2 protein-coding genes are annotated in these 24,357 nt (G+C 71.8%); both read left to right on the top strand.

Going from position 1 to position 24,357, the window contains the following annotated elements; genetic code table 11:
- Nucleotides 1-143 precede the first annotated feature (143 nt).
- A complete protein-coding gene (locus ACIQD6_RS09760) occupies nucleotides 144-9,257 on the top strand; it encodes an amino acid adenylation domain-containing protein (RefSeq protein WP_401880235.1) in 9,114 nt (3,037 codons plus the stop codon).
- Nucleotides 9,254-24,355 (top strand): amino acid adenylation domain-containing protein, encoded by a 15,102-nt coding sequence (locus tag ACIQD6_RS09755; RefSeq protein ID WP_401880233.1) that lies wholly within the window; start codon nucleotides 9,254-9,256, stop codon nucleotides 24,353-24,355. Before ACIQD6_RS09760 ends, ACIQD6_RS09755 begins: the two co-directional genes overlap by 4 nt.
- The last annotated feature ends 2 nt before the right edge of the window (nucleotides 24,356-24,357 follow it).

The following is a 24,357-nucleotide window of genomic DNA, read 5'->3' as shown; positions in this document are numbered from 1 at the left end:
TGACATCCCGAAGATCCAACAGGTTTCTCCGGTGTTAACCCGTGGCGGATGTAATGGCTCCTGAGTTCGTAATGCCGGTGACTTTCCCGGCCGCATTCGATTCTTCATCGACACATAAATGCCCGACCGAGAACGGATGAACCATGACCGGTTATCAGATTGCTCGTCTGCCCCTTACGGCCGCGCAGTCCGGTATCTGGCTTTCCCAGCGCCTTGAGCCGACGAACCCCATCTTCAACATTGCCGAATACATCGAGATCCACGGTGAGATCGACCCGGCACTGTTCGAGAGCGTGCTGCGACGCACCGTCGCCGAGGCCGAGACGCTGCGGATCCGGGTCGTGGAGGAGGACGGCAGGCCGCACCAGATCGTCGAGGAGCTCGGCGACTGGGACATGGACCTCCTCGACGTCAGTGGCGAGGACGATCCGCGGGCGAGCGCCGAGGAGTGGATGCGGGCCGAGGCGCGCCGGGCGGTCGATCCGACACGCGGCCCGCTGTTCGCGTTCGCGCTGTTCAAGGCGGCGGACGACCACTGGTTCTGGTACCAGCGCTACCACCACATCGTCATGGACGGCCTCGCCCTCTCCCTCGTCGGCGGGCGCGTCGCCGCGCTCTACACCGCTCTGGCGGCGAGGCAGCCCTGCCCGGAGCCGACGTTCGGATCCCTGCGGGAGCTGATCGAGGACGAGGCCGCCTACCGGGCCTCCGACCGGTTCGTACGCGACCGCGCGCACTGGACGGCCCGCTTCGCCGATCTGCCCGCCCCCAGCAGCCTCGCCGACCGCCGGCCGAGCCTGCCCCGGTATCTGGAGCGGCGGACCGCGTTCCTGGACGAAGGGGTACTGGACGGGCTCCGCGGTACGGCACGCGACGCGGACGTCAGCTGGCCCGCCGTCGCGGTCGCCGCGCTCGCCGCGTACATGCACCGGATGACGGGCAACCGGGATGTCGTTCTCGGCCTCCCCGTCGTCGCACGCGGGGCGATGGCGACCCGCACCGTCCCCGGCATGATGTCGAACGTGCTGCCGTTCCGGCTGGAAGTGCACCCGGGCACGACCGTCGGGGAACTCGTCCGGCAGGCGTCCAAGGAGCTGCACCTCGCGCTGAAGCACCAGCGGTACCGCTTCGAGGACCTGCGGCGGGACCTCGAACTCTCCGGCGACGAACACCGCTTGGTCGGCCCGCACATCAATATCGTCATGGTCGACTACGACCTGCGGTTCGCCGGTCACCGCACCACCGTGCACAACCTCGGCGGCGGCCCGGTCGACGATCTGTCGCTCGTCGTGGACGGCCGCGCGGGCTCCGGGCAGGGCCGGGGCGGCGGCCTGAGGATCGACCTGGACGCCAACCCGGATCTGTACGGCTCCGAAGAACTCGCGGCGCACCAGCGGCGATTCCTCGATGTCCTCGGCGGCATCGTCCGAGCCGGACTCGACGAGCCGGTCGGCGCTCTGGAACTCCTCCGGCCCGCCGAGCGCGAGCAAGTGCTCGTGGAGTGGAACGCCACCGCTCACCCCGTACCGTCCGGCACCCTGCCCGCGCTGTTCGAGGCACAGGCCGCCCGCACCCCGCGGGCCACGGCGGTGGTCTTCGAGGACCGTGAGCTGGCCTACGCCGAGCTGAACACCCGTGCCAACCGGCTCGCCCATCTGCTGATCGAACGAGGCGCGGGCCCCGAGACCGTTGTCGCGCTCTCGGTACCCCGTTCCGACGCGATGATGGTGGCGCTGCTCGCGATCCTCAAATCCGGGGCCGCCTACCTTCCCGTCGACCCCGGCTACCCGGCGGACCGGATCGGGTTCATGCTCGACGACTCCCGTCCCACGCTCGTACTCACGGTGGCGGGGACCACGGTGACCGAGTCCGGCAGGGAATGTCTGCTCCTCGACGACCCGCGGACGGCCGAACTGCTCGCCGTACAGCCGGTCACCAACCCCTCCGACGCCGACCGCACCGCCGCGCTGCGGCTCCTGCACCCCGCGTACGTCATCTACACCTCGGGCTCGACCGGCAGGCCCAAGGGCGTTGTGGTGTCCCAGGCGAGCGCCGTCGACCTCGCCTCGTGGGCGGCCGGCACCATCGGGCCGCGACAGCTGCGACGCGTCCTGGCGTCCACCTCGCTCAACTTCGACGTCTCCGTCTTCGAGATGTTCGGACCGCTGTGCTGCGGCGGCAGCATCGAGGTGGTCCGCGACCTGCTCGCGCTCACCGAACGGGCCGACGGTGGCTGGTCGGGCAGCCTGATCAGCGCGGTGCCGTCGGCGATCGCGCAGGTCCTGGCGCACGGCGGGGCGAAGGCGTCCGCGGAGACCGTGGTCCTGGCGGGCGAGGCACTCTCGGCGCACGCGGTCGCCGACATCCGCGCCGCCGTACCGGGCTGCCGCGTCGCCAACATCTACGGTCCGACGGAGGCCACCGTCTACGCGACGGCCTGGTACGGCGACGACGACGTGGACGACGACCGGACGCCGCCGATCGGCCGTCCGGTGTCCAACACACGTGTGTACGTGCTGGATTCGGGGCTGCGCCCGGCACCGGTGGGGGTGGCCGGTGAGCTGTACATCGCGGGCGCGGGCCTGGCCCGTGGGTATGTGCGTCGTCCGGGGTTGACGGGGGAGCGGTTTGTCGCTGATCCGTTCGGTGTTCCGGGTGCGCGGATGTATCGCACGGGTGATGTGGTGCGGTGGCGTGCGGACGGGAATCTGGAGTATCTGGGCCGGGCGGACGAGCAGGTGAAGATCCGGGGGTTCCGGATCGAGTTGGGTGAGATCGAGGCGGTTCTCGCCGGGCATGCGCGGGTGGACCAGGTCGCGGTGATCGCGCGTGAGGACCAGCCGGGTGTCAAGCGTCTGGTGGCCTACGTGGTCGGGGACGCGGATGCTGATGTGCTGCGTGAGCATGTGGGCGCCGCGCTGCCGGAGTACATGGTTCCGGCGGCGTTCGTGGCGTTGGACGGGCTGCCGGTGACGTCGAACGGGAAGCTGGACCGCAGGGCGTTGCCGGCTCCGGAGTTCGGTGCGGTGGTGACGGGCCGTGGTCCGGGCAGTGCGCGGGAGGAGGTGCTGTGCGAGGTCTTCGCGGACGTGCTGGGTCTGCCGCGGGTCGGAGTGGAGGACAGCTTCTTCGATCTGGGCGGTGACAGCATCGTCTCCATCCAGCTGGTCAGCCGGGCGCGTAAGGCGGGCCTGGTGTTCACCCCGCGCGATGTGTTCCAGTGCCGCACCGTCGCCGCACTCGCCGCCGTCGCCGTTCAGGCGGAGGAGACGCGGGCGCAGGCCTCCGACGACGGGGTGGGCCCGGTCGCGCTGACGCCGATCGTGCACTGGCTGCGCGAGCGCGGTGGTTCTGTCGAGGGGTTCCACCAGTCGATGGTGGTGCGGACGCCCGCCGGGCTGACGTGGGAGCGGTTGACGGCGGGGCTGCGGACGGTCCTCGACCATCACGACGCGTTGCGGCTGCGGTTGCGGCGTACGGGCGGTGAGTGGGAGCTGGAGACCATGCCGCGCGGCGCGGTGGACGCCGCCTCGGTGGTGACACGTGTCGAGAGCGCGGACGCGCTGACCGACGAGCCGTTGCGGCCGGACGCCGGTGAGATGGTGCGCGCGGTGTGGTTCGACGCCGGCCCCGCCGAATCCGGTCGGTTGTTGGTGGCGCTGCATCATCTGGTGGTTGACGGTGTCTCGTGGCGGATCCTGCTGCCGGACCTGGCCGCCGCTGTCGCGGGGCAGGAACTGGAGCCGGTCGGCACGTCGTTGAGGCGCTGGGCCGAGCAGCTCACCGACCTCGCCCAGGACCCCGCCCGCCTCGAAGAACTCCCCCTCTGGACGAGCATCCTCGAACGACCCGAGGCCCTTCTGTCCCGCCGGCCCCTGCTGCCTTCACGTGACACCGGCGCCACGCAGCGGCACCTCAGACTGACTCTGCCGTCCGACCGTACGCGGCCGTTGCTGACCACGGTGCCCGCCGCTTTCCACGGCGGTGTCAACGACGTCCTGCTGACGGCGCTGGCGCTGGCCGTCGCCGACTGGCGGCGCCGCAGGAACCGTGGGGACACGGCCTCGTTGCTGGTCGACCTCGAAGGCCACGGCCGCGAGGACATCGTCGGCGGCGCCGATCTCTCCCGTACCGTCGGCTGGTTCACCAGCCTGTATCCCGTACGACTGGATCCGGGGACGCCGGACTGGGACGACATGGGGCGGGCGCTGAAGCTCGTCAAGGAACAGCTGCGAGCCCTGCCCGACAACGGCATCGGCTACGGCCTGCTCCGCCACCTCAACCCCGCGACCGCGCCCGTACTCGCCGCCCTGCCGACCCCGCAGATCGGCTTCAACTACCTCGGCCGCCTGGAAACCGGCACCGGAACCGACTGGGCCGTGGAGAGCGCGTCCGGCGGCGCCGACGACGGCATGCCGTTCGTCCACGCCCTCGAAGTCGACGCGCTGACCCATGACTCGCCCGAAGGCGCACAGCTCAGCGCGACATGGACCTGGCCGGAGGCGCTCTTCTCCGAGGACGACATCCAGGACCTGGCCGAGACCTGGTTCCGCGCCCTGGACGCACTCGCCGCCCACGCCGAACGGCCGGGAGCAGGCGGACGCACCCCCTCCGACCTCCCCCTGGTTCCCCTGGAGCAGGACGAGATCGAACTCCTGGAGCGGTCCTGCCCCCCGCTGGAGGACATCCTGCCGCTGTCGCCGATGCAGGAAGGGCTGCTGTTCCACGCCCTGTTCGACGAGGAAGCCGCCGATGTCTACACCGTGCAGCTCTTCCTGGGCATGGAGGGCGCACTCGACGTGAAGGCCCTGCGCTCGGCGGCGGAAACACTGCTCCGCAGGCACCCCAACCTGCGCAGCGGATTCCGGCACGAACAGGTGAGCAGAGCGGTCCAGGTCGTCCACCACGAGGTGGAACTCGACTGGGACACCAAGGATCTCCGCGGCCTCGACGCGGACGAGCAGCCGGAGCGGCTCACCCGGATCGCCGACGAGGAGCGGGGCCGCCGGTTCGATCTCGCCGCGCCGCCGCTCGTGCGGTTCGTCCTCGTACAGCTCGCCGACGACCGGTTCCGCCTGGTCATGACGGTCCATCACATCCTGCTGGACGGCTGGTCGATGCCGCTGCTGGCGCAGGAGCTGTTCGCGCTGTACGCACGGGGAGGCGACGACACCGGGCTGCCCCACCCCACCCCGTACCGTGACTATCTGACCTGGCTCGCGGGCCGGGACAACGAAGCCGCCGAGCAGGCATGGCGGAACGCCCTCGCCGGAGTCGAGGAGCCCACCCTGCTGGCCCCGACCGGTGGCGACCGCGGGGCCCTCCCGCCCGAACGGGTCGCGCTGGAGCTGTCACCCGAGCTCACCACCGCGCTCGGCGACCGGGCCCGGAACCTCGGGCTCACCATGAACACCGTCGTCCAGGGCGCCTGGGCCGTGCTGCTCGCCCGGCTCACCGGCCGTGAGGATGTCGTCTTCGGCGCCACGGTGTCCGGACGGCCCCCCGAGATCGCCGGCATCGAGTCGATGGTGGGGCTGTTCATCAACACCCTCCCGGTGCGGGTGGAGTTGCGGCAGGACGAGACCCTGGCGCAGCTGCTCACCCGGCTCCAGGAACAGCAGTCCGGGCTGATGGAACACCAGCACGTCGGACTGCGTGACATCCAGCGGCTGACCGGTGCCGGGGAACTCTTCGACACGCTGACCGTCTTCGAGAACTACCCTCTCGACCCGAGCCTGCTGGATGTCTCCGGCACCCGGCTGCGGGTCACGGACGCCGACGCCGACGATGCCACGCACTACCCCCTCACCCTGGTGGTGGTTCCCGGACCGCGGCTCGGCCTGCGCCTCGGCTACCGGCCCGATCTGCTGACCGCCGAGACGGCCGAGAGCATCGGGGCCCGGCTCGGCCGGCTCCTCGAAGCCGTCGCCGCCACCCCCGACCGGCCGGTCGGGGAGATCGACGTCCTGGACGAGGCGGAGCGCGAGCGGGTACTCGTCGAGTGGAACGCGACCGCTCACTCCGTACCGTCCGTCACCCTCACCGAGCTGATCGAGACACAGGCCGCCCGCACCCCGCGGGCCACGGCGGTCGTCTTCGAGGGCAGTGAGCTGTCCTACGCCGAACTCGCGGCCCGCGCCAACCGTTTGGCGCGGCTGCTCGTCGAACGGGGCGCCGGACCCGAGGGATACGTCGCCCTCGCTCTGCCGCGCTCCCAGGAGCTGATCGTCGCGCTGCTGGCGGTGCTGAAGTCCGGGGCGGCGTACGTGCCGGTCGACCCCGACTATCCCGCCGAGCGGATCCGGTACATCCTCGACAACACCCGCCCCGCGCTCGTGCTCACGACGCGTGACGTGGACGCCGTACTGCCCCCCACCGACGGGACGGACCGGCTCGTCCTGGACGACCCCCGGACCGAGACGGCTCTGGGTGCCTACTCCGACACCGATCTCACCGACGCCGACCGGCTCGCGCCCCTCGGTGTCCTCAACACGGCCTACGTCATCTACACCTCGGGCTCCACGGGCAAGCCCAAGGGCGTCCTCGTCCCGCACGAGGGAATCGTCAACCGGCTGCGCTGGATGCAGGGAAGGTACGGCCTCGACGCCTCCGACCGGGTGTTGCAGAAGACACCGTCCGGATTCGACGTCTCGGTGTGGGAGTTCTTCTGGCCGCTCGTCGAAGGCGCCACACTGGTGGTCGCCCGCCCCGAGGGCCACAAGGACCCGGCGTATCTCGCCCGGCTGATCCGCGAAGAACGCGTCACCACACTGCACTTCGTCCCGTCGATGCTCCAGGTCTTCCTCACCGAGCCCACGGCGGCGGACTGCGTCAGCCTGCGCCGAGTGGTGTGCAGCGGCGAGGCGCTGCCCGGCGAACTGCGCGCGAAGTTCTTCGAGACGCTGGACGTCCCGCTGCACAACCTGTACGGGCCCACCGAGGCATCCGTGGACGTGACGTCATGGGAGTGCGCGGCGCACGACCCCACCGGGCCGGTGCCGATCGGCGCCCCGGTGTGGAACACCCGGGTACTGGTGCTGGATTCACGACTGCGGCCGGTGCCGGTGGGCGTGGCCGGGGAACTGTATCTGGCCGGTGTCCAGCTCGCCCGGGGGTATGTGCGTCGTCCGGGGTTGACGGGGGAGCGGTTTGTCGCTGATCCGTTCGGTGTTCCGGGTGCGCGGATGTATCGCACGGGTGATGTGGTGCGGTGGCGTGCGGACGGGAATCTGGAGTATCTGGGCCGGGCGGACGAGCAGGTGAAGATCCGGGGGTTCCGGATCGAGTTGGGTGAGATCGAGGCGGTTCTCGCCGGGCATGCGCGGGTGGACCAGGTCGCGGTGATCGCGCGTGAGGATCAGCCGGGTGTCAAGCGTCTGGTGGCCTACGTGGTCGGGGACGCGGATGCTGATGTGCTGCGTGAGCATGTGGGCGCCGCGCTGCCGGAGTACATGGTTCCGGCGGCTTTCGTCGAGTTGTCCGCGCTTCCGCTCACGCCCAACGGAAAGCTGGACCGTAAGGCACTTCCCGCGCCCGACTACGGAACGGTGGTGACGGGCCGTGGTCCGGGCAGCGTGCGGGAGGAGGCCCTGTGCGCGGTGTTCGCCGACGTACTCGGCCTGTCCCGGGTCGGAGTGGACGACAGTTTCTTCGACCTGGGCGGCGACAGCATCGTCTCCATCCAGCTGGTCAGCCGGGCGCGTAAGGCGGGCCTGGTGTTCACCCCGCGCGATGTGTTCCAGTGCCGCACCGTCGCCGCACTCGCCGCCGTCGCCGGCGAGGTCCAGGAGACCGCCGTGGAGCCGCCCGACTACGGCATCGGCGCGCTGCCGCTGACGCCGATCGTGCACTGGCTGCGGGAACGCGGTGGCCCTGTCGACGGGTTCCACCAGTCGATGGTGGTGCGGACTCCTGCCGGGCTGACGTGGGAGCGGTTGACGGCGGGGCTGCGGACGGTCCTCGACCATCACGACGCGTTGCGGCTGCGGTTGCGGCGTACGGGCGGCGAGTGGGAGCTGGAGACCATGCCGCGCGGCGCGGTGGACGCCGCCTCGGTGGTGACACGTGTAGAGAGCGCGGACGCGCTGACGGACGAGCCGTTGCGGCCGGACGCCGGTGAGATGGTGCGCGCGGTGTGGTTCGACGCCGGCCCCGCCGAACCGGGACGGCTGCTGCTCGTCCTGCATCATCTGGTGGTCGACGGTGTCTCGTGGCGGATCCTGCTGCCCGACCTGGCCGCCGCTGTCGCGGGGCAGGAACTGGAGCCGGTCGGCACGTCGTTGCGGCGCTGGGCCGAGCAGCTCACCGACCTCGCCCAGGACCCCGCCCGCCTCGAAGAACTCCCCCTCTGGACGAGCATCCTCGAACGACCGGATCCCTTGCTGGGCCTCCGCCCCCTGGATCCGTCGCGCGACACCGCCGGCACCGTGCGGCACCTCACCCTCACCCTGGCGCCCGACCGTACGCGGCCGTTGCTGACCACGGTGCCCGCGGCTTTCCACGGCGGTGTCAACGACGTCCTGCTGACGGCGCTGGCGCTGGCCGTCGCCGACTGGCGGCGCCGCAGGAACCGTGGGGACACGGCCGCGTTGCTGGTCGACCTCGAAGGCCACGGCCGGGAGGACATCGTCGGGGGCGCCGATCTCTCCCGTACCGTCGGCTGGTTCACCAGCCTGTATCCCGTACGGCTGGATCCGGGGACGCCGGACTGGGGCGAGGTGTGGGCCGGCGGTCCCGAGGCCGGACGGGTGCTGAAGCTCGTCAAGGAGCAGCTGCGGGCCCTGCCCGACAACGGCATGGGCTACGGCCTGCTCCGCCACCTCAACCCCGCGACCGCGCCGGTACTCGCCGCCCTGCCGACCCCGCAGATCGGCTTCAACTACCTCGGCCGGCTGGAAGCCGGCACCGGGGCCGACTGGGCGGCGGCGCCGGAAGCGGACGGGCTCGGCGGCGGGGCCGATGACGCGATGCCCGTCCCGCACGCCGTCGAGATCAACGCGCTGACCCGGGTCGGACCCGAGGGCGCACAGCTCGGCGTGACATGGACCTGGCCCGCGGGGCTTTTCTCCGAGGACGACATACGTGACCTGGCCGGGACCTGGTTCCGCGCCCTGGACGCCCTGGTCACCCACGCCGAACGGCCGGGAGCCGGCGGGCACACCCCGTCGGATCTGACCTTGGTCTCGCTCACCCAGGACGAGATCGACGCATTCGAAGACGAGCTGGAACCCGGAACCGAGTGGGAGATGTCGAAGTGAGCCAGTCCACGGTTGAAGACATTCTGCCTCTGTCGCCCTTGCAGGAAGGGCTTCTCTTCCACGCGGTCTACGACGACCAGACACCCGACGTGTACACCATGCGGTTCGTCTTCGAACTGGTCGGACGGGTGGACGCGGACGCTCTGCGCACGGCGGCGGAGGTCCTGCTGCGCCGGCACGCCAATCTGCGCGCCGGATTCCGCCGGCGCAAGACCGGCGAGGCCGTGCAGGTCATCCGGCGTACCGTGGAACTGCCTTGGGACGTACGGGATCTGAGCGGTCTCGGCGAGGACGAGCAGACGGCCGGGCTCGCCCGGATCCTGGAGGACGAGAAGGCCCGCCGGTTCGATCTGGCGACGCCGCCGCTCGTGCGGTTCGTCCTCGTACGACTGGCCGACGACCGCTACCGCCTCGTCATGACGAACCATCACATCCTGTTGGACGGCTGGTCGATGCCGCTGCTGGCGCAGGAGCTGTTCGCGCTCTACGCGAGCGGCGGCGCCGAAGGCGAACTGCCGCGCGTCACCCCGTACCGCGACTATCTGGGCTGGCTCGCCGGCCGGGACAGCGACGCGGCGCGGGCGGCCTGGGAGCAGGCCCTCGCAGGGGTGACCGAGCCGACGCTGCTGGCCCCCGCGGCCGTGGGCGGGGAGCACGACGCGGCGACTCCACAGCGGGTGATACGGGAGCTGCCGACCGAACTGACCGCGTCGCTCGGGCAGTTCGCGCGAGCCCGGGGCCTGACCCTGAACACGCTGGTTCAGGGTGTCTGGGCGGTGCTGCTCGGCCGGCACACCGGACGACAGGATGTCGTCTTCGGCGCCACGGTCTCGGGCCGTCCGCCGGAGATCCCCGGTGTGGAGACCATGGTGGGGCTGTTCATCAACACCCTGCCTGTGCGGGTCGAGTTGCGTCCCGAGGAGTCCTTCGTCCAGCTGCTCACCAGGCTCCAGGACGAGCAGTCGCGGCTGATGGAGCACCAGCATCTCGGTCTGCGCGATGTGCAGCGACTGGTCGGGGTCGGGGAGCTGTTCGACACCCTGACCGTCTTCGAGAACTACCCCCTGGACCCCGGGGGACTCGAACTGCCCGGCACCGGCGTGCGGATCGGCGGCGTCGAGGTCGACGACGCGACGCACTACCCCGTCACCCTCGCGGTGATTCCCGGCGACCGGCTCACCCTGCGGTTGGACCACCGGCCCGACCTCGTCGGACCCGACGCCGCAGCGCAGCTGACGGACCGTCTGGTGCGGCTCCTGGAGACCGCGGTCACCGCGCCGGACCAGCCCGTCGCGACGATCGACGTGCTCGATTCGGCCGAGCGCGAGCGGGTGCTCGTCGAGTGGAACGCCACCGGGCGCGAGGTCCCGTCGGCCAGCCTCACCGAGCTGATCGAGGCCCAGACCGCCGGCACTCCCGGGAACGACGCCGTGGTGTTCGACGGCGGCGCGCTGTCCTACGCGGAACTCGGCGCCCGCGCCAACCGGCTCGCGCATCTGCTCATCCGTCGCGGCATCGGCCCCGAGCACATCGTCGCTCTCGCCCTGCCGCGCTCCGTGGACGCGGTCGTGGCGGCGCTGGCGGTGCTCAAGTCCGGAGCCGCCTACCTGCCGGTCGACCCCGACTACCCGGCCGAGCGGATCCGGTTCATGCTCGGTGACGCCCGGCCGGAACTCGTGATCACCACCGAAGCCGACGCTCCGCAGACCACAGCCCCCGATGCCGCGTCCTCACGAGAGGTCCTGGTCCTCGACGGCCCCGGGACGGCCGGCCTGCTGGCCGGGTTCCCGGACACGAACCCGACCGACGCCGACCGCACGACCCCGCTGCGGCTGCCGCACCCGGCGTATGTGATCTACACCTCCGGCTCGACCGGCACCCCCAAGGGCGTCGTGGTCTCGCACGCCGGTCTGCCCAGCTTCTGCGCGGCGGCCGTCGAGGGATTCGCCGTCGAACCGGACAGCCGGGTATTGCAGTTCGCCTCCCCGAGCTTCGACGCGGCCGTCCTCGAACTCGGCATGGCCCTGACCGCCGGGGCCGCCCTTGTCGTCCCCCCGCCCGGCCCGCTGGCCGGGGAGGCCCTCGCCGACGTCCTGGCCGGGCAGCGGGTGAGCCACGCCCTCATCCCGCCCGCCGCCCTCGCCAGCGTGCCGACGACGACCGCGCTGCCCGGCTTCAGCTCCCTGATCGTCGGCGGTGACGCCTGCTCCGCGGACCTGGTGGCCCGCTGGTCGGCCGGCCGCCGCATGGTCAACGCCTACGGCCCGACCGAATCGACCGTCGCCGCCACGATGAGCGGACCGCTGGCGGGCGCGCGGACACCGTCGATCGGCCGGCCGGTGTTCAACACCCAGGTGCTGGTGCTGGACGCGGGGCTGCGGCCCGTACCCGTCGGTGTCGCGGGTGAGCTCTACATCGCGGGCGAAGGCCTGGCCCGCGGCTATCTGCGACGTCCCGGGCTGACCGCGGGGCGGTTCGTCGCCCACCCCTTCGGCGCCCCGGGCACCCGGATGTACCGCACGGGCGACGTGGTGCGGTGGCGCGCGGACGGCGAACTCGAATACGTCGGCCGGGCCGACGAGCAGGTCAAGATCCGGGGATTCCGGGTCGAGTTGGGCGAGATCGAGACGGTGCTGGCCCGGCACTCCCGGGTGGACCAGGTCGCGGTGATCGCGCGTGAGGACCAGCCGGGTGTCAAGCGTCTGGTGGCCTACGTGGTCGGGGACGCGGATCAGGCCGTGCTGCGTGAGCATGTGGGCGCCGCGCTGCCGGAGTACATGGTTCCGGCGGCGTTCGTCGCGCTGTCCGCGCTCCCGCTCACGCCGAACGGAAAGCTGGACCGTAAGGCACTTCCCGCCCCCGACTACGGAACGGTGACGACGGGGCGTGGCCCCGGCAACCCGCGGGAGGAGGCCCTGTGCGAGGTCTTCGCGGATGTGCTGGGTCTGCCGCGCGTCGGAGTGGACGACAGCTTCTTCGACCTGGGCGGCGACAGCATCGTCTCCATCCAACTGGTCAGCCGGGCACGTAAAGCGGGCCTGGCGTTCACCCCGCGCGATGTCTTCCAGCACCGGACGGTGGCGGCGCTCGCCGCCCTGGCCGCCCCCGTGGAGCGGTCCGCGAAGCGGACCCCCGACGACTCCGGCATCGGCGTGGTCCCGCTCACCCCGATCGTGCACTGGCTGCGCGAACGCGGCGGCCCCGTCGACAGCTTCCACCAGTCGATGCTGATCCGTACCCCGGCCGGGCTCGACGAGGAACAGCTCACCAAGGGGCTGCAGGCCGTACTCGACCACCACGACGCCCTGAGGCTGCGACTCACCCGCGCCGGAGGAATCGTGTGGGGTCTCGAAGTGGCGCCGCGCGGCGCGCTCGACGCCGCCGGATGCCTGACACGGGTGGACGCGACCGGTCTGCGCGGTGCGGCACTGCGCTGTGTGGTGGCCGGGCGCGGGGGCACCGAGCAGGCGCGGCTGTCCCCCGAAGCGGGCGCCATGGTGCGGGCCGTGTGGTTCGACGCGGGACCGCACGACTCCGGCCGGCTGCTGCTCGTCCTGCACCACCTGCTCGTCGACGGCGTCTCCTGGCGGATTCTGCTGCCGGACCTGGCCGCCGCCTGCCAGGCCGCGATGGAGGGTACGCGGGCCGAACTGGAGCCGGTGGGCACCTCGTTGCGCCGCTGGGCCGAGCAGCTCACCGCCCTGGCACAGCACCCCGCCCGGCTGGAAGAGCTGCCGCTGTGGGCGTCCATCCTCGACGCTCCCGACCCGGTGCTCGGCGGCCGGGCCCTGGACAGGACGCGGGACACCGTCGGGACCGTCCGGCACGTCAGCCTCACCTTGCCGCCCGAGCGCACGGAACCCCTGCTGACGACCGTGCCCGCCGCCTTCCACGGAGGCGTCAACGACGTCCTGCTGACGGGCCTGGCGCTGGCCGTCGCGGACTGGCGCCGACGCGGGAACGACGGCGAGGCGGCCCCGCTCCTCGTCGACCTCGAAGGCCACGGCCGGGACGACGTCGTCGGCGGCAGCGATCTGTCCCGTACCGTCGGCTGGTTCACCGATCTGCACCCCGTCCGCCTCGACCCGCGGGTGCGCGACTGGGCCGATGTGTGGGCCGGTGGCCCCGAGGCCGGCCGGGCTCTCAAGGAGATCAAGGAGCAGCTGCGGGCCCTGCCCGACAACGGCATCGGCTACGGGCTGCTGCGCTACCTCAACCCGCAGACGGGACCCGCGCTCGCCGGTCTCCGTACCCCGCAGATCGGCTTCAACTACCTCGGACGCTTCCCCGCCGCCCCCAAGGAGAACGGGGACTGGGCCGTGGCCCCGGAGGCCGACGGCCTCGGCGGTGGCATCGACCCGGACATGCCGGTCCCGCACGCCCTTGAGATCAACGCGCTGACCCAGGACCACACCGATGGACCGCGGCTGACCGCGACCCTGTCCTGGCCCGGCGACCTGCTCTCCGAACAGGACGCCCAGGACCTGGCCGAGACCTGGTTCCGCGCCCTCGACGTCCTCGCGGCCCACGCCGCGGCACCGACAGCCGGCGGACACACCCCGTCCGACCTCCCGCTGGTCTCCCTCACCCAGGCCGAGATCGACACCGTGGAACAGGCCCGCCCCGGCCTGGCCGACCTGCTGCCGCTGTCGTCCCTGCAGAAGGGCCTGTTCTTCCACGCCCTCTACGACGAGGGGGCGGCGGACGTCTACACCGTGCAGCTGCTGCTCGACGTCGAAGGCCCCCTGGACACCGACGCCCTCAAGCGGGCCGCGCGGGTCCTGCTGGGGCGGCACGCCAACCTGCGGGCAGGATTCTGGCACCACGGACTGTCCGAACCCGTCCAGTTCGTGCCCCGTGAGGTCCCGCTGCCGTGGTATGAGCACGACCTGTCCGGCACGGCGGCCGCGGAGCGGGACGAGGAGATGGAGCGGCTGCTCACCGAGGACCGTGCACGCCGCTTCGACCTGACCGCGCCCCCACTGCTCCGCTTCACCGTGATCCGGCTCGCCGGCGACCGCCACCGGCTGGTGCTGACGAACCATCACATCCTGCTGGACGGCTGGTCCACGCCGCTGCTCGCGCGGGAACTGTTCACGCTGTACGCCCGACAGGGAAGCGACGCGGAGCTGCCGCGCGTCACCCCCTACCGGGAGTATCTGGCCTGGCTCTCGGACCAGGACCAGAGCGCCGCGCACGAGGCGTGGAAGCAGGCGCTGGACGGTGCGGAGCCCACCCTGCTCGCGCCCGTCGGCCCCGGCCGCGCCCCGGCGGTGCCTCAGACGGTCACCGTCGATCTGACGGAGACGCTCACCGTCGCGCTCACGGAGCGGGCTCGCGGCCTCGGACTGACCGCGAACACCCTTGTCCAGGGCGCGTGGGCGGTCCTGCTCGGCCGCCTCACCGGGCGCCAGGACGTCGTGTTCGGCACCACGGTCTCCGGCAGGCCGCCCGAGATCGCGGGCATCGAGTCGATGGTGGGGCTGTTCATCAACACCCTGCCGGTCCGTGTCGAGCTGCGCCCCGAGGAGTCGCTGGCGTCGCTGCTCACCCGGATGCAGGACCAGCAGGCCAGGCTGACCGAGTACCAGCACGTCGGACTCACCGACATCCAGGGCATCACCGGTACCGGTGAACTGTTCGACACCCTGAACGTGTTCGAGAACTACCCGCTCGATCCCGCCACGATGGAGCTGCCCGGCACCGGTCTGAACGTCCTCGGGATCGACGGACGCGATGCCACCCACTATCCGCTGACCCTCGTCGCGCTCCCCGGCCGCGCCCTGGGACTGCGGCTGCACTACCGGCCGGACGCACTCGACCGCGACGCCGTCGAAGGGATCGGGGACCGGCTGCTGCGGCTGCTGGAACTTGTCACCGTGGATCCGAACCGGCAGGTCGGTCGGATCGATGTGCTCAACCGTGAGGAGCGCACCCGGCTGCTGACGGAGTGGAACGGTGCCGTACGCCCCGCCCCCGAGACGGCCGGGTCCGTCCAGCGGCGCTTCACGGAGCAGGTCGCCCGTACTCCGGACGCGGTCGCGCTGTGCGGCTGGGACGGCCGGCAGGTCACCTACCGCGAGCTCGACGTGCTCGCCAACCGGCTGGCGCACCGGCTGATCGCCGACGGCGTGGGTCCGGAGAGCCGGGTAGCGATCTTGCAGGAACGTTCCGTCGGGCTGGTCGCCTCCATCCTCGCCGTACTCAAGGCGGGCGGCGCCTACGTACCGCTCGACGCCCGTTATCCGCGGACCCGACTCCAGCTGATCGTGGCGCAGACCGGCGCCACCGTGCTGCTCACCGATCTGGCCACGCTCGACGACGCCCGCGGCTTCCCGCACGACGCCCGGCTGCTGGTCATCGACGACGACCCCGCGCTGGCCCATGAGCCCGGCACGGATCCCGGCGTCGACAGCCACCACGAACAGCTCGCCTACGTCATGTACACCTCGGGCTCGACCGGCACGCCCAAGGGCGTCGCCGTCACCCACCACGACGTACTGAGCCTCGCCTTCGACGGGTGCTGGGACACCGGGAACCACGAACGGGTGCTGCTGCACTCGCCGCAGGCGTTCGACGCCTCCACCTACGAGCTGTGGGTGCCGCTCCTGCGCGGCGGACAGCTCGTCGTGGCGCCCCCCGGCGAACTGGACGTCCACGATCTCGCCCGGGTCGTCGTGGAGCGGCATGTCACCGGACTCTGGCTGACGGCGGGCCTGTTCCGGATCCTCGCCGAGGAACGGCCCGAGTGCTTCGCGGGGGTCCGCGAGGTCTGGTCGGGAGGCGACGTCGTCCCCGCGCCCATGGTCCGCAGGGTGCTCGACGCCTGCCCGTCCACCGTCGTCGGTGACGGCTACGGTCCCACCGAGACCACCACCTTCGCCACGCACCACCTGATGCGCGCCGAGGACACCGTCCCCGGCACCGTCCCGATCGGCACGCCGCTGGACAACATGCGGCTCTACGTCCTGGACGACGGCCTCGCTCTCACCCTGCCCGGCGTCGCGGGCGAGCTGTACATCGCGGGCGCGGGTCTCGCCCGCGGCTATATCGACCGGCCGGGGCTCACCGCGGAGCGGTTCGTCGCGGACCCGTTCGGGCCCGCCGGCGCGCGGATGTACCGCACCGGAGACCTGGTGCGGTGGACCGGTGACGGTGTGCTCGAATTCGTCGGCCGCGCCGACGAACAGGTCAAGGTCCGCGGCTTCCGGATCGAGCTGGGGGAGATCGAGGCGGTGCTCGCCCGCCACCCCGGCCTCGCCCAGGTCGCGGTGATCGTCCGGGAGGACCGGCCGGGGGACAAGCGCCTGGTCGCCTACACGGTGGCCGAGATCCGTACCGATGCCCCGGATGCCTCCGCCCTGCGCGACCACGCGGGCGCCGCACTCCCCGAGTACATGGTCCCGGCGGCCTTCGTCGCGCTCGACTCCCTGCCCGTCACCGCCAACGGCAAGCTCGACCGCAAGGCCCTGCCCGCCCCGGACTACGCCGCCGCCTCCACCCGCCGCGCACCGCGCACGCCCGAGGAGCGCATGCTCTGCGAGGTGTTCGCCGAGGTCCTCGGGCTTCCCGAGGTGGGTATCGACGACAGCTTCTTCGACCTGGGCGGCCACTCGCTGCTGGCCACCCGGCTGGTCAGCCGGCTGCGGTCCGCGTTCGGAGTGGAGCTCGCGGTCCGCAGCCTGTTCGAGGCGCCCACCCCCGCCAGGCTCGTCGAATCCATCGCCGGAGCCGGACGGGCCCGTACCGCGCCGCACCCCGCGCACCGCCCCGAACTCGTCCCGATGTCCTACGGCCAGCACCGCCTGTGGTTCCTCAACCGCCTGGAGGGCGCGGCCTCCCCGTACAAGATCCCGATCGCGCTGCGGCTGCGCGGGCGGCTGGACCTGGCGGCCCTGCGGGCGGCCCTCGGCGATGTGGTCGAGCGGCACGAGTCCCTGCGTACCGTCTTCCGGGAGACCGGAGGAACACCGCACCAGGTGGTGCTCGACGCTTCCGAGGCCACCCCGGCCGTCACGGTGACCTCCCTCGCGGAGGAGCAACTCCCGGGCGCGATGCTGCTGGCGGTGCAGCCCGGATTCGACCTGGCCGTGGACCCGCCGCTGCGGGCCGACGTCTTCGAGATCGCTCCCGACGACTACGTACTGCTCCTCGTCCTGCACCACATCGCGGGCGACGGATGGTCGATGAACCCCCTCGCCCGTGACTTCTCGGTGGCCTACACCGCCCGGCTGCGCGGCGAGGCCCCGCAGCAGGACCCGCTGCCCGTGCAGTACGCCGACTACAGCATCTGGCAGCGCGAGGTGCTCGGCGCGGAGTCGGATCCGGACAGCCCGCTCTCCCGTCAGCTCGACTTCTGGACCACCACCCTCGCCGGGCTCCCCGACGAACTGGAACTCCCGTCGGACCGGTCACGGCCCGCTGTCGCCGGTTACGAGGGCGGCACCCTGCTCTTCCGGCTCGACCCCGAGCTGCACCAGGGGCTCCTGGGGCTCGTACGGGACAACGGGGCCAGCCTGTTCATGGTGGTGCAGTCCGCGCTCGCGGCGCTGCTGACCCGGCTCGGCGCCGGCGACGACATCCCGCTGGGCAGCCCGATCGCCGGCCGCACCGACGAGGCCCTGGACGATCTGGTCGGCTTCTTCGTCAACACCCTCGTACTGCGCACCGACACCTCGGGCGATCCGACCTTCCGGGAACTGCTCGGCCGCGTACGGGACACGGACCTCGCCGCCTACGCCCACCAGGACACGCCGTTCGAGCGGCTCGTCGAGGTGCTCAACCCGGCCCGCTCGATGTCCCGCAACCCGCTGTTCCAGGTGATGCTCGTCCTGCAGAACAACACCCAGGCGGATCTCGCCCTGCCGGGACTCGATGTCACGGTCGAGACGGCGAGTGCCCACGCGGCCCAGTTCGACCTGTCCTTCGACCTCACCGAGCGCTACGGACGCGCCGGCGACCCCGGCGAACCGGACGGCCTGGACGGCCGGTTCGACTACAGCACCGATCTCTTCGACCGGACCACGGCACAGCGGCTGCTGGGCTGCTTGGTCCGGCTCCTCGAAGCCGCTGTCGCCGAACCCGACCGCCGCGTCGGACAGTTCGACATCCTCGACCCGGCCGAGCGCGGGCAACTGCTGCACGACTGGAACAGCACCGCACGCGACGACGGCATCACCGGAGTCGTGGAACGGGTACGGGAGATCGCGGCGCTGCGCCCGCGGGACATCGCCCTCGTGGACGACACCGGCGACACCAGCTACGCGACGCTGGCCGCCCGTGCGAGCGCCCTGTCACGCCGACTGCTCGCCGGAGGTGCGGGCGAGGGCTCCATCGTGGCGATCCTGTCCGACCGCACGGCCCGGGTACCCGCCGCGGTGCTCGGCGTGCTCGGGATCGGCGCGGCCTATGTGCCGCTCGACCCCCGTGCCCCGCTGGCCCGCAGCGCGGGCATGCTCACCGACAGCGGCGCCCGCCGGCTGCTGGCCGCCCCCGAACACCTCGACCGGGCCACCGAACTGGCGGCGGCGGCCGACGGCCCCGTCGAGATCCTGCTCCTCACCGACGACACCGACGACGGCGAGCTGCTGCCCCTGGCCGGCGGCCCGGAACACCTCGCCTACGTGATCTTCACCTCGGGCTCCACGGGCCGCCCCAAGGGCGCGATGGTCCAGCGGCGCGGCATGGTCAACCACCTCCTCGCGAAGGTCGAGGACCTCGCGATGACGCAGGACGACAGCGTGGTGGCCAACGCCCCGCTGACCTTCGACATCTCCGTGTGGCAGATGCTGACCGGCCTGGTCGCGGGCGGCCGGGTGCGACTGGTCGGGGACGACACCGCCCTCGACCCGCAGGCCCTGTTCGGCCGGGTCGCCGACGAGCGCATCACCGTGCTCGAAGTCGTCCCCTCCCTGCTGCGGACCGCCCTGGACGCGTGGGACGCGGGTGCCGAACCCTTCGAACTGCCCCAGCTGCGCTGGCTGATGGTGACGGGCGAGGCGCTGCCGCCGGACCTCTGCACCCGCTGGTTCGCGCGCTACCCGGGCATTCCCCTGGTGAACGCCTACGGCCCGACGGAGTGCTCCGACGACGTCACCCACGCCGTCATCGACAGCGCGACCCCGCTCGGCGGCGTCCGGGTGCCGATCGGCTCCACCATCCGCAACACCCGGCTCTATGTCCTCGACGACCGGCTGCGGCCCGTCCCGGTCGGCGTACCGGGCGAGCTGTACGTGGGCGGCGTCGGCGTCGGCCTCGGCTACCTCGGCGACCCCCGGCGTACCGCCGTCGCCTTCGTCCCCGACCCGTTCGCCGCCGCCGACGAGCCGGGCAGCAGGCTGTACCGCACCGGCGACCGGGTACGTCATCTGCCCGACGGACAGCTGGAGTTCCTCGGCAGGCAGGACCACCAGGTCAAGATCCGCGGACAGCGCATCGAACTCGGCGAAGTCGAGGCCGCCCTGCGCGCCGTCCCCGGAGTGACCGACGCCGTGGTCACCGTCGGCACCGACCCCGCGGGGCAGAGCCGGCTCGTCGGCCATGTCGTCGGCGCGGTGGATCCCCGCGAGGTCCGCGCACGGCTGGCGGGCGCGCTGCCGGAGGCGATGGTGCCCGCGGCGCTCGTCCTGATGGAGGGCGCACTGCCGCTCACCCCCAACGGCAAGGTGGACCGCAAGGCCCTGCCCGCCCCGGACTTCGCGAACTCCGGGACGGGAGCCCCCGGGCGTGCGCCACGCACCCCGCAGGAGGAGATCCTGTGCGATGTCTTCGCCGAGGTCCTCGGTCTGCCGCGGGTGGGCCCCGACGACAACTTCTTCGACCTGGGCGGCCACTCACTCCTCGCCACCCGCCTGGTGAACAGGATCCGGTCGGCCTTCGGCGTCGAACTCCAGGTACGGGCCCTCTTCGAGACCCCCACGGTCGCCGGTCTCGCCGCCTCGCTCGGAGTCTCCGGCTCCGGCAGGCGGGCTCCCGCCCCGGTGGAGCGGCCCGAGCGGGTTCCGCTGTCGTTCGCCCAGCGCAGGCTGTGGTTCCTCAACAGGTTCGACGGGGACAGCGCCGCCTACAACGTGCCGCTCGCCCTGCGCCTCACCGGTGAACTGAACCGTGACGCACTGCGCGAGGCACTCGGCGATGTCGTCGGGCGCCACGAGAGCCTGCGCACCGTATTCCCCGAGACCGCCGGTCCCGACGCGGACGGCAGCGCCCACCAGCGGATCGTGGACGCCGAGGCGGCGAGGCCCGAACTCCCGGTCACGGAGACCGAGGAGGCGGTCCTCGCGGAGCGGCTGACCGCCGAAGCGGCGAAGGGATTCGACCTCGCCCGCGAACTGCCCCTGCGCGCCCGCCTGTTCGCCCTGCGCGCGGATGAGCACTGCCTGCTGCTCGTCATGCACCACATCGCGAGCGACGGAGCCTCCGCGGCGCCGCTCGCCCGCGACCTCGCCGCCGCCTACGAGGCGCGGTGTGCGGGCTCCGCCCCGCGCTGGACCCCGCTGCGGGTGCAGTACGCCGACTACAGCCTGTGGCAGCGCGAGGTGCTCGGCGCGGAGTCGGATCCGGACAGCCCGATCTCCCGGCAACTGGACTTCTGGCGCGGCCAACTGGCCGGACTGCCGGACCAGCTGGAACTGCCCACCGACCGTCCCCGCCCCGCGGTGGCCGGCACGGAGGGTGGCACCGTCCCCGTCGTCATCGGCCCGGAGCTGCACCGGCGGCTGGTCGGACTCGCCAGGGAGAACCGGGCGAGCGCCTTCATGGTGGTGCAGTCCGCGCTCGCGGCGCTGCTGACCCGGCTCGGCGCCGGCGACGACATCCCGCTGGGCAGCCCGATCGCCGGCCGTACCGACGAGGCCCTGGACGATCTGGTCGGCTTCTTCGTCAACACCCTCGTACTGCGCACCGACACCTCGGGCAACCCCACGTTCCGTGAGCTGCTCGGCCGCGTCCGCGAAAGCGACCTCGCCGCCTACGCCCACCAGGACACGCCGTTCGAGCGGCTGGTCGAGGTGCTCAACCCGACGCGGTCGCTGTCCCGGCACCCGCTCTTCCAGATCGCATTGGCCTTCCAGAACCCCACCGAGGTCGGCCAGGAGGTGACCGGCCTCACCGTGGCCGCGCAGCCCCTCGGCGTCGGCGGCGCCAAGTTCGACCTGTCGGTCAGCCTCAGCGACCGGCGGGCCGAGGACGGTGCCTGCCAGGGCATCGAGGGCCAGATCGTCTACCGCACGGACCTGTTCGACGCGGACACGGTCGCCACCCTCGTCGCCCGGCTCGTCCGGCTCCTCGACGCGGCCGTCACCGACCCCGACCGGCCGATCGGCGCGATCGGCCTCCTCGACGCCGCCGAGCGCGAGCGGACGGTGGTGACCTGGAACGACACCGCCACCGAGGTGCCGAAGGTGACGCTTCCCGACCTGTTCCAGGCCCAGGTCGCCCGTACCCCCGACGCCCCCGCACTGGTCTTCCGCGGCGAGGAGATCTCGTACACGGAACTCAACGCCCGCGCCAACCGGCTCGCCCGGTATCTCGTACGGCGCGGAGTGGGGCCCGAGCGGTTTGTCGCGGTCGCGCTCCCCAGGTCGGCACACCTGGTGGTGGCCCTGCTCGCCGTACTCAAGGCGGGCGGTGCCTATGTGCCCGTCGACCCGGAGTACCCGGCCGAGCGGATCGCGTTCATGCTGGCCGACACGGACCCGGCCCTGCTGCTCACCGACGCCGCGACGGCCGGTGAACTGCCGGACATCGAGGCGCCGCGCATCCTGCTGGACGACTTCGGCACCGACCTCGGCACCGACCTCGGCACCGACGGAGATCCGACGGGCTTCCCCGGCACCGATCTCCCCGGCACCGATCTCCCCGGCACCGATCTCCCCGGCACCGATCTCCCCGGCACCGATCTCCCCGGCACCGATCTCCCCGGCACCGATCTCACCGACGCCGACCGGCTGACGCCGCTGCGTCTCGCCAACCCCGCCTACATCATCTACACCTCGGGATCCACCGGGCGGCCCAAGGGCGTGGTGGTGCAGCACACCTCGCTCACCGACTACCTCGTCTTCGCCGGAGGCGACTACGAAGGCATCCGAGGAACGGCCCTGCTGCACTCGCCGATCTCCTTCGACCTGTCGGTGACCGCCACCTACGTACCGCTGACCGTGGGCGGCACCGTCCATGTCGTCGCCGATCTGCAGGACCCCGAACCCGGCACCTCGGAGGCGCTCCAGCAGCGCCCGTGCACCTTCCTGAAGGCCACCCCCAGCCATCTGCCGGTCCTGGGCGCGCTGCCGCAGGAGTTCTCGCCGGCCACCGAGCTGCTGCTCGGAGGAGAACTGCTGCTGGGCGAACTCGTCGACGAATGGCGCCAGAACCACCCCGGCACCACCGTCCTCAACATGTACGGGCCCACCGAGACGACGGTGAACTGCAGCGAGTACCGGATCGAGCCCGGCCAGGAGATCCCCCCGGGCCCGCTGCCCATCGGCGGCCCCATGGCGAACACCCAGTTCTATGTGCTCGACGACCGTCTGCAGCTCGTACCGCAGGGGGCACCGGGAGAGCTGTACGTCGCGGGCGACTGCCTGGCCCGCGGCTACCTGGGCCGCCCGGACATGACGGCCGCGCGGTTCGTCCCCAACCCGTTCGGCGCGCCCGGCTCCCGGATGTACCGCACGGGGGACGTGGTGCGGTGGAACGCGGACGGCACGCTGTTCTTCCTGCGGCGCGTGGACGACCAGGTGAAGCTGCGCGGCTTCCGGATCGAACTCGGCGAGGTCGAGGCCGTCGTCGACCGCCACCCGGCCGTCGCCAGGGCCGCGGTGATCGTACGTGAGGACCGCCCCGGCGATCAGCGCCTCGTCGCCTATGTAGTCCCGGAGCAGGGCGCCGAACTCCCGCCCACCGCCGTACTGCGGCAGCACGTCGCCGCCGACCTGCCCGAGTACATGGTCCCGGCGGCGTTCGTCCCGCTCGACGCACTGCCGCTGACGCCCAACCGCAAACTGGACCGCGGGGCACTGCCCGCCCCCGACCTCGGAGCGGGCACCGGCGGCCGGCCACCGCGCACCCAACAGGAGCGACTGCTCTGCGAGTTGTTCGCCGAAGTCCTCGGGGCCCGCCGGGTGAGCATCGACGACGGCTTCTTCGACCTCGGCGGCCACTCCCTGCTGGCCACCCGCCTGATCGGCCGGGTGCGCTCGACCTTCGGCGTGGACATCGCCATCCGTACCCTGTTCGAGGCACCCACCGTGGCGGAACTCGCGGAGCGGCTCGACGGAGCGGGCGGCGAAGGGGACGACGCCCAGGGCGCGTTCGAGGTCCTGCTGCCGCTGCGCCGCGGGGGAAGCCGCCCGCCGCTGTTCTGTGTGCACCCCGCCAGTGGGTTCAGCTGGTCGTACGCCGGGCTCATGCGCCACCTCGGCCCCGAGCACCCGATCTACGGGCTCCAGTCCCGGGGCATCGCCGAACCCGGTGAACTGCCCACGACGGTCCAGGAGATCGCCGCCGACTACCTCAAGCAGATGCGTACGGTGCAGCCCACCGGCCCGTATCTGCTCCTCGGCTGGTCCTTCGGCGGACTCGTGGCCCACGCCATCGCCGACCAGCTCCAGCGGGAGGGCGAGAAGGTGGCCCTCCTCGCCATGCTCGACTCCTTCCCGAGGCTGCGGGCGGAGTCCATGGACGACGTGCTGTCCCAGCGGGAGTTCCTCGCCGGGATGCTCGAACTCGCCGGATACGACCGGGAGAGCCTCGGCGAGGAGCCGCTGGAGTACGCCCGCGTCACAGAGATCCTCCGGCAGCAGGACGGAGTGCTCGGCTCCCTGGAGGAACGGCATGTGGCCGCGCTCCACGAGGTCTTCGAGAACAACTCGCGGATCGCGCGCGGCCATGTGCCCGGGATGTACGTCGGCGACGTCCTCTTCTTCGAGGCCGAACTCGGCAAGCCCGCGGACGCGCCGGGACCCCAGGTGTGGGCGCCGTTCCTGGAGGGCTCCATCGACAGCCACCCCGTCAAGGCCACCCACGACGACCTGACCCGGCCGGGCCCGCTGGCCGAGATCGGCGCGATCCTCGCCGACCGGCTCCGCGACCTCGCCTGACC

Source organism: Streptomyces sp. NPDC088400, assembly GCF_044753355.1.
In the GTDB taxonomy this organism is placed as follows: Bacteria; Actinomycetota; Actinomycetes; order Streptomycetales; family Streptomycetaceae; genus Streptomyces.
Note: the sequence above shows the minus strand (reverse complement) of the source record. Positions and strands in the feature narration are given on the sequence as shown.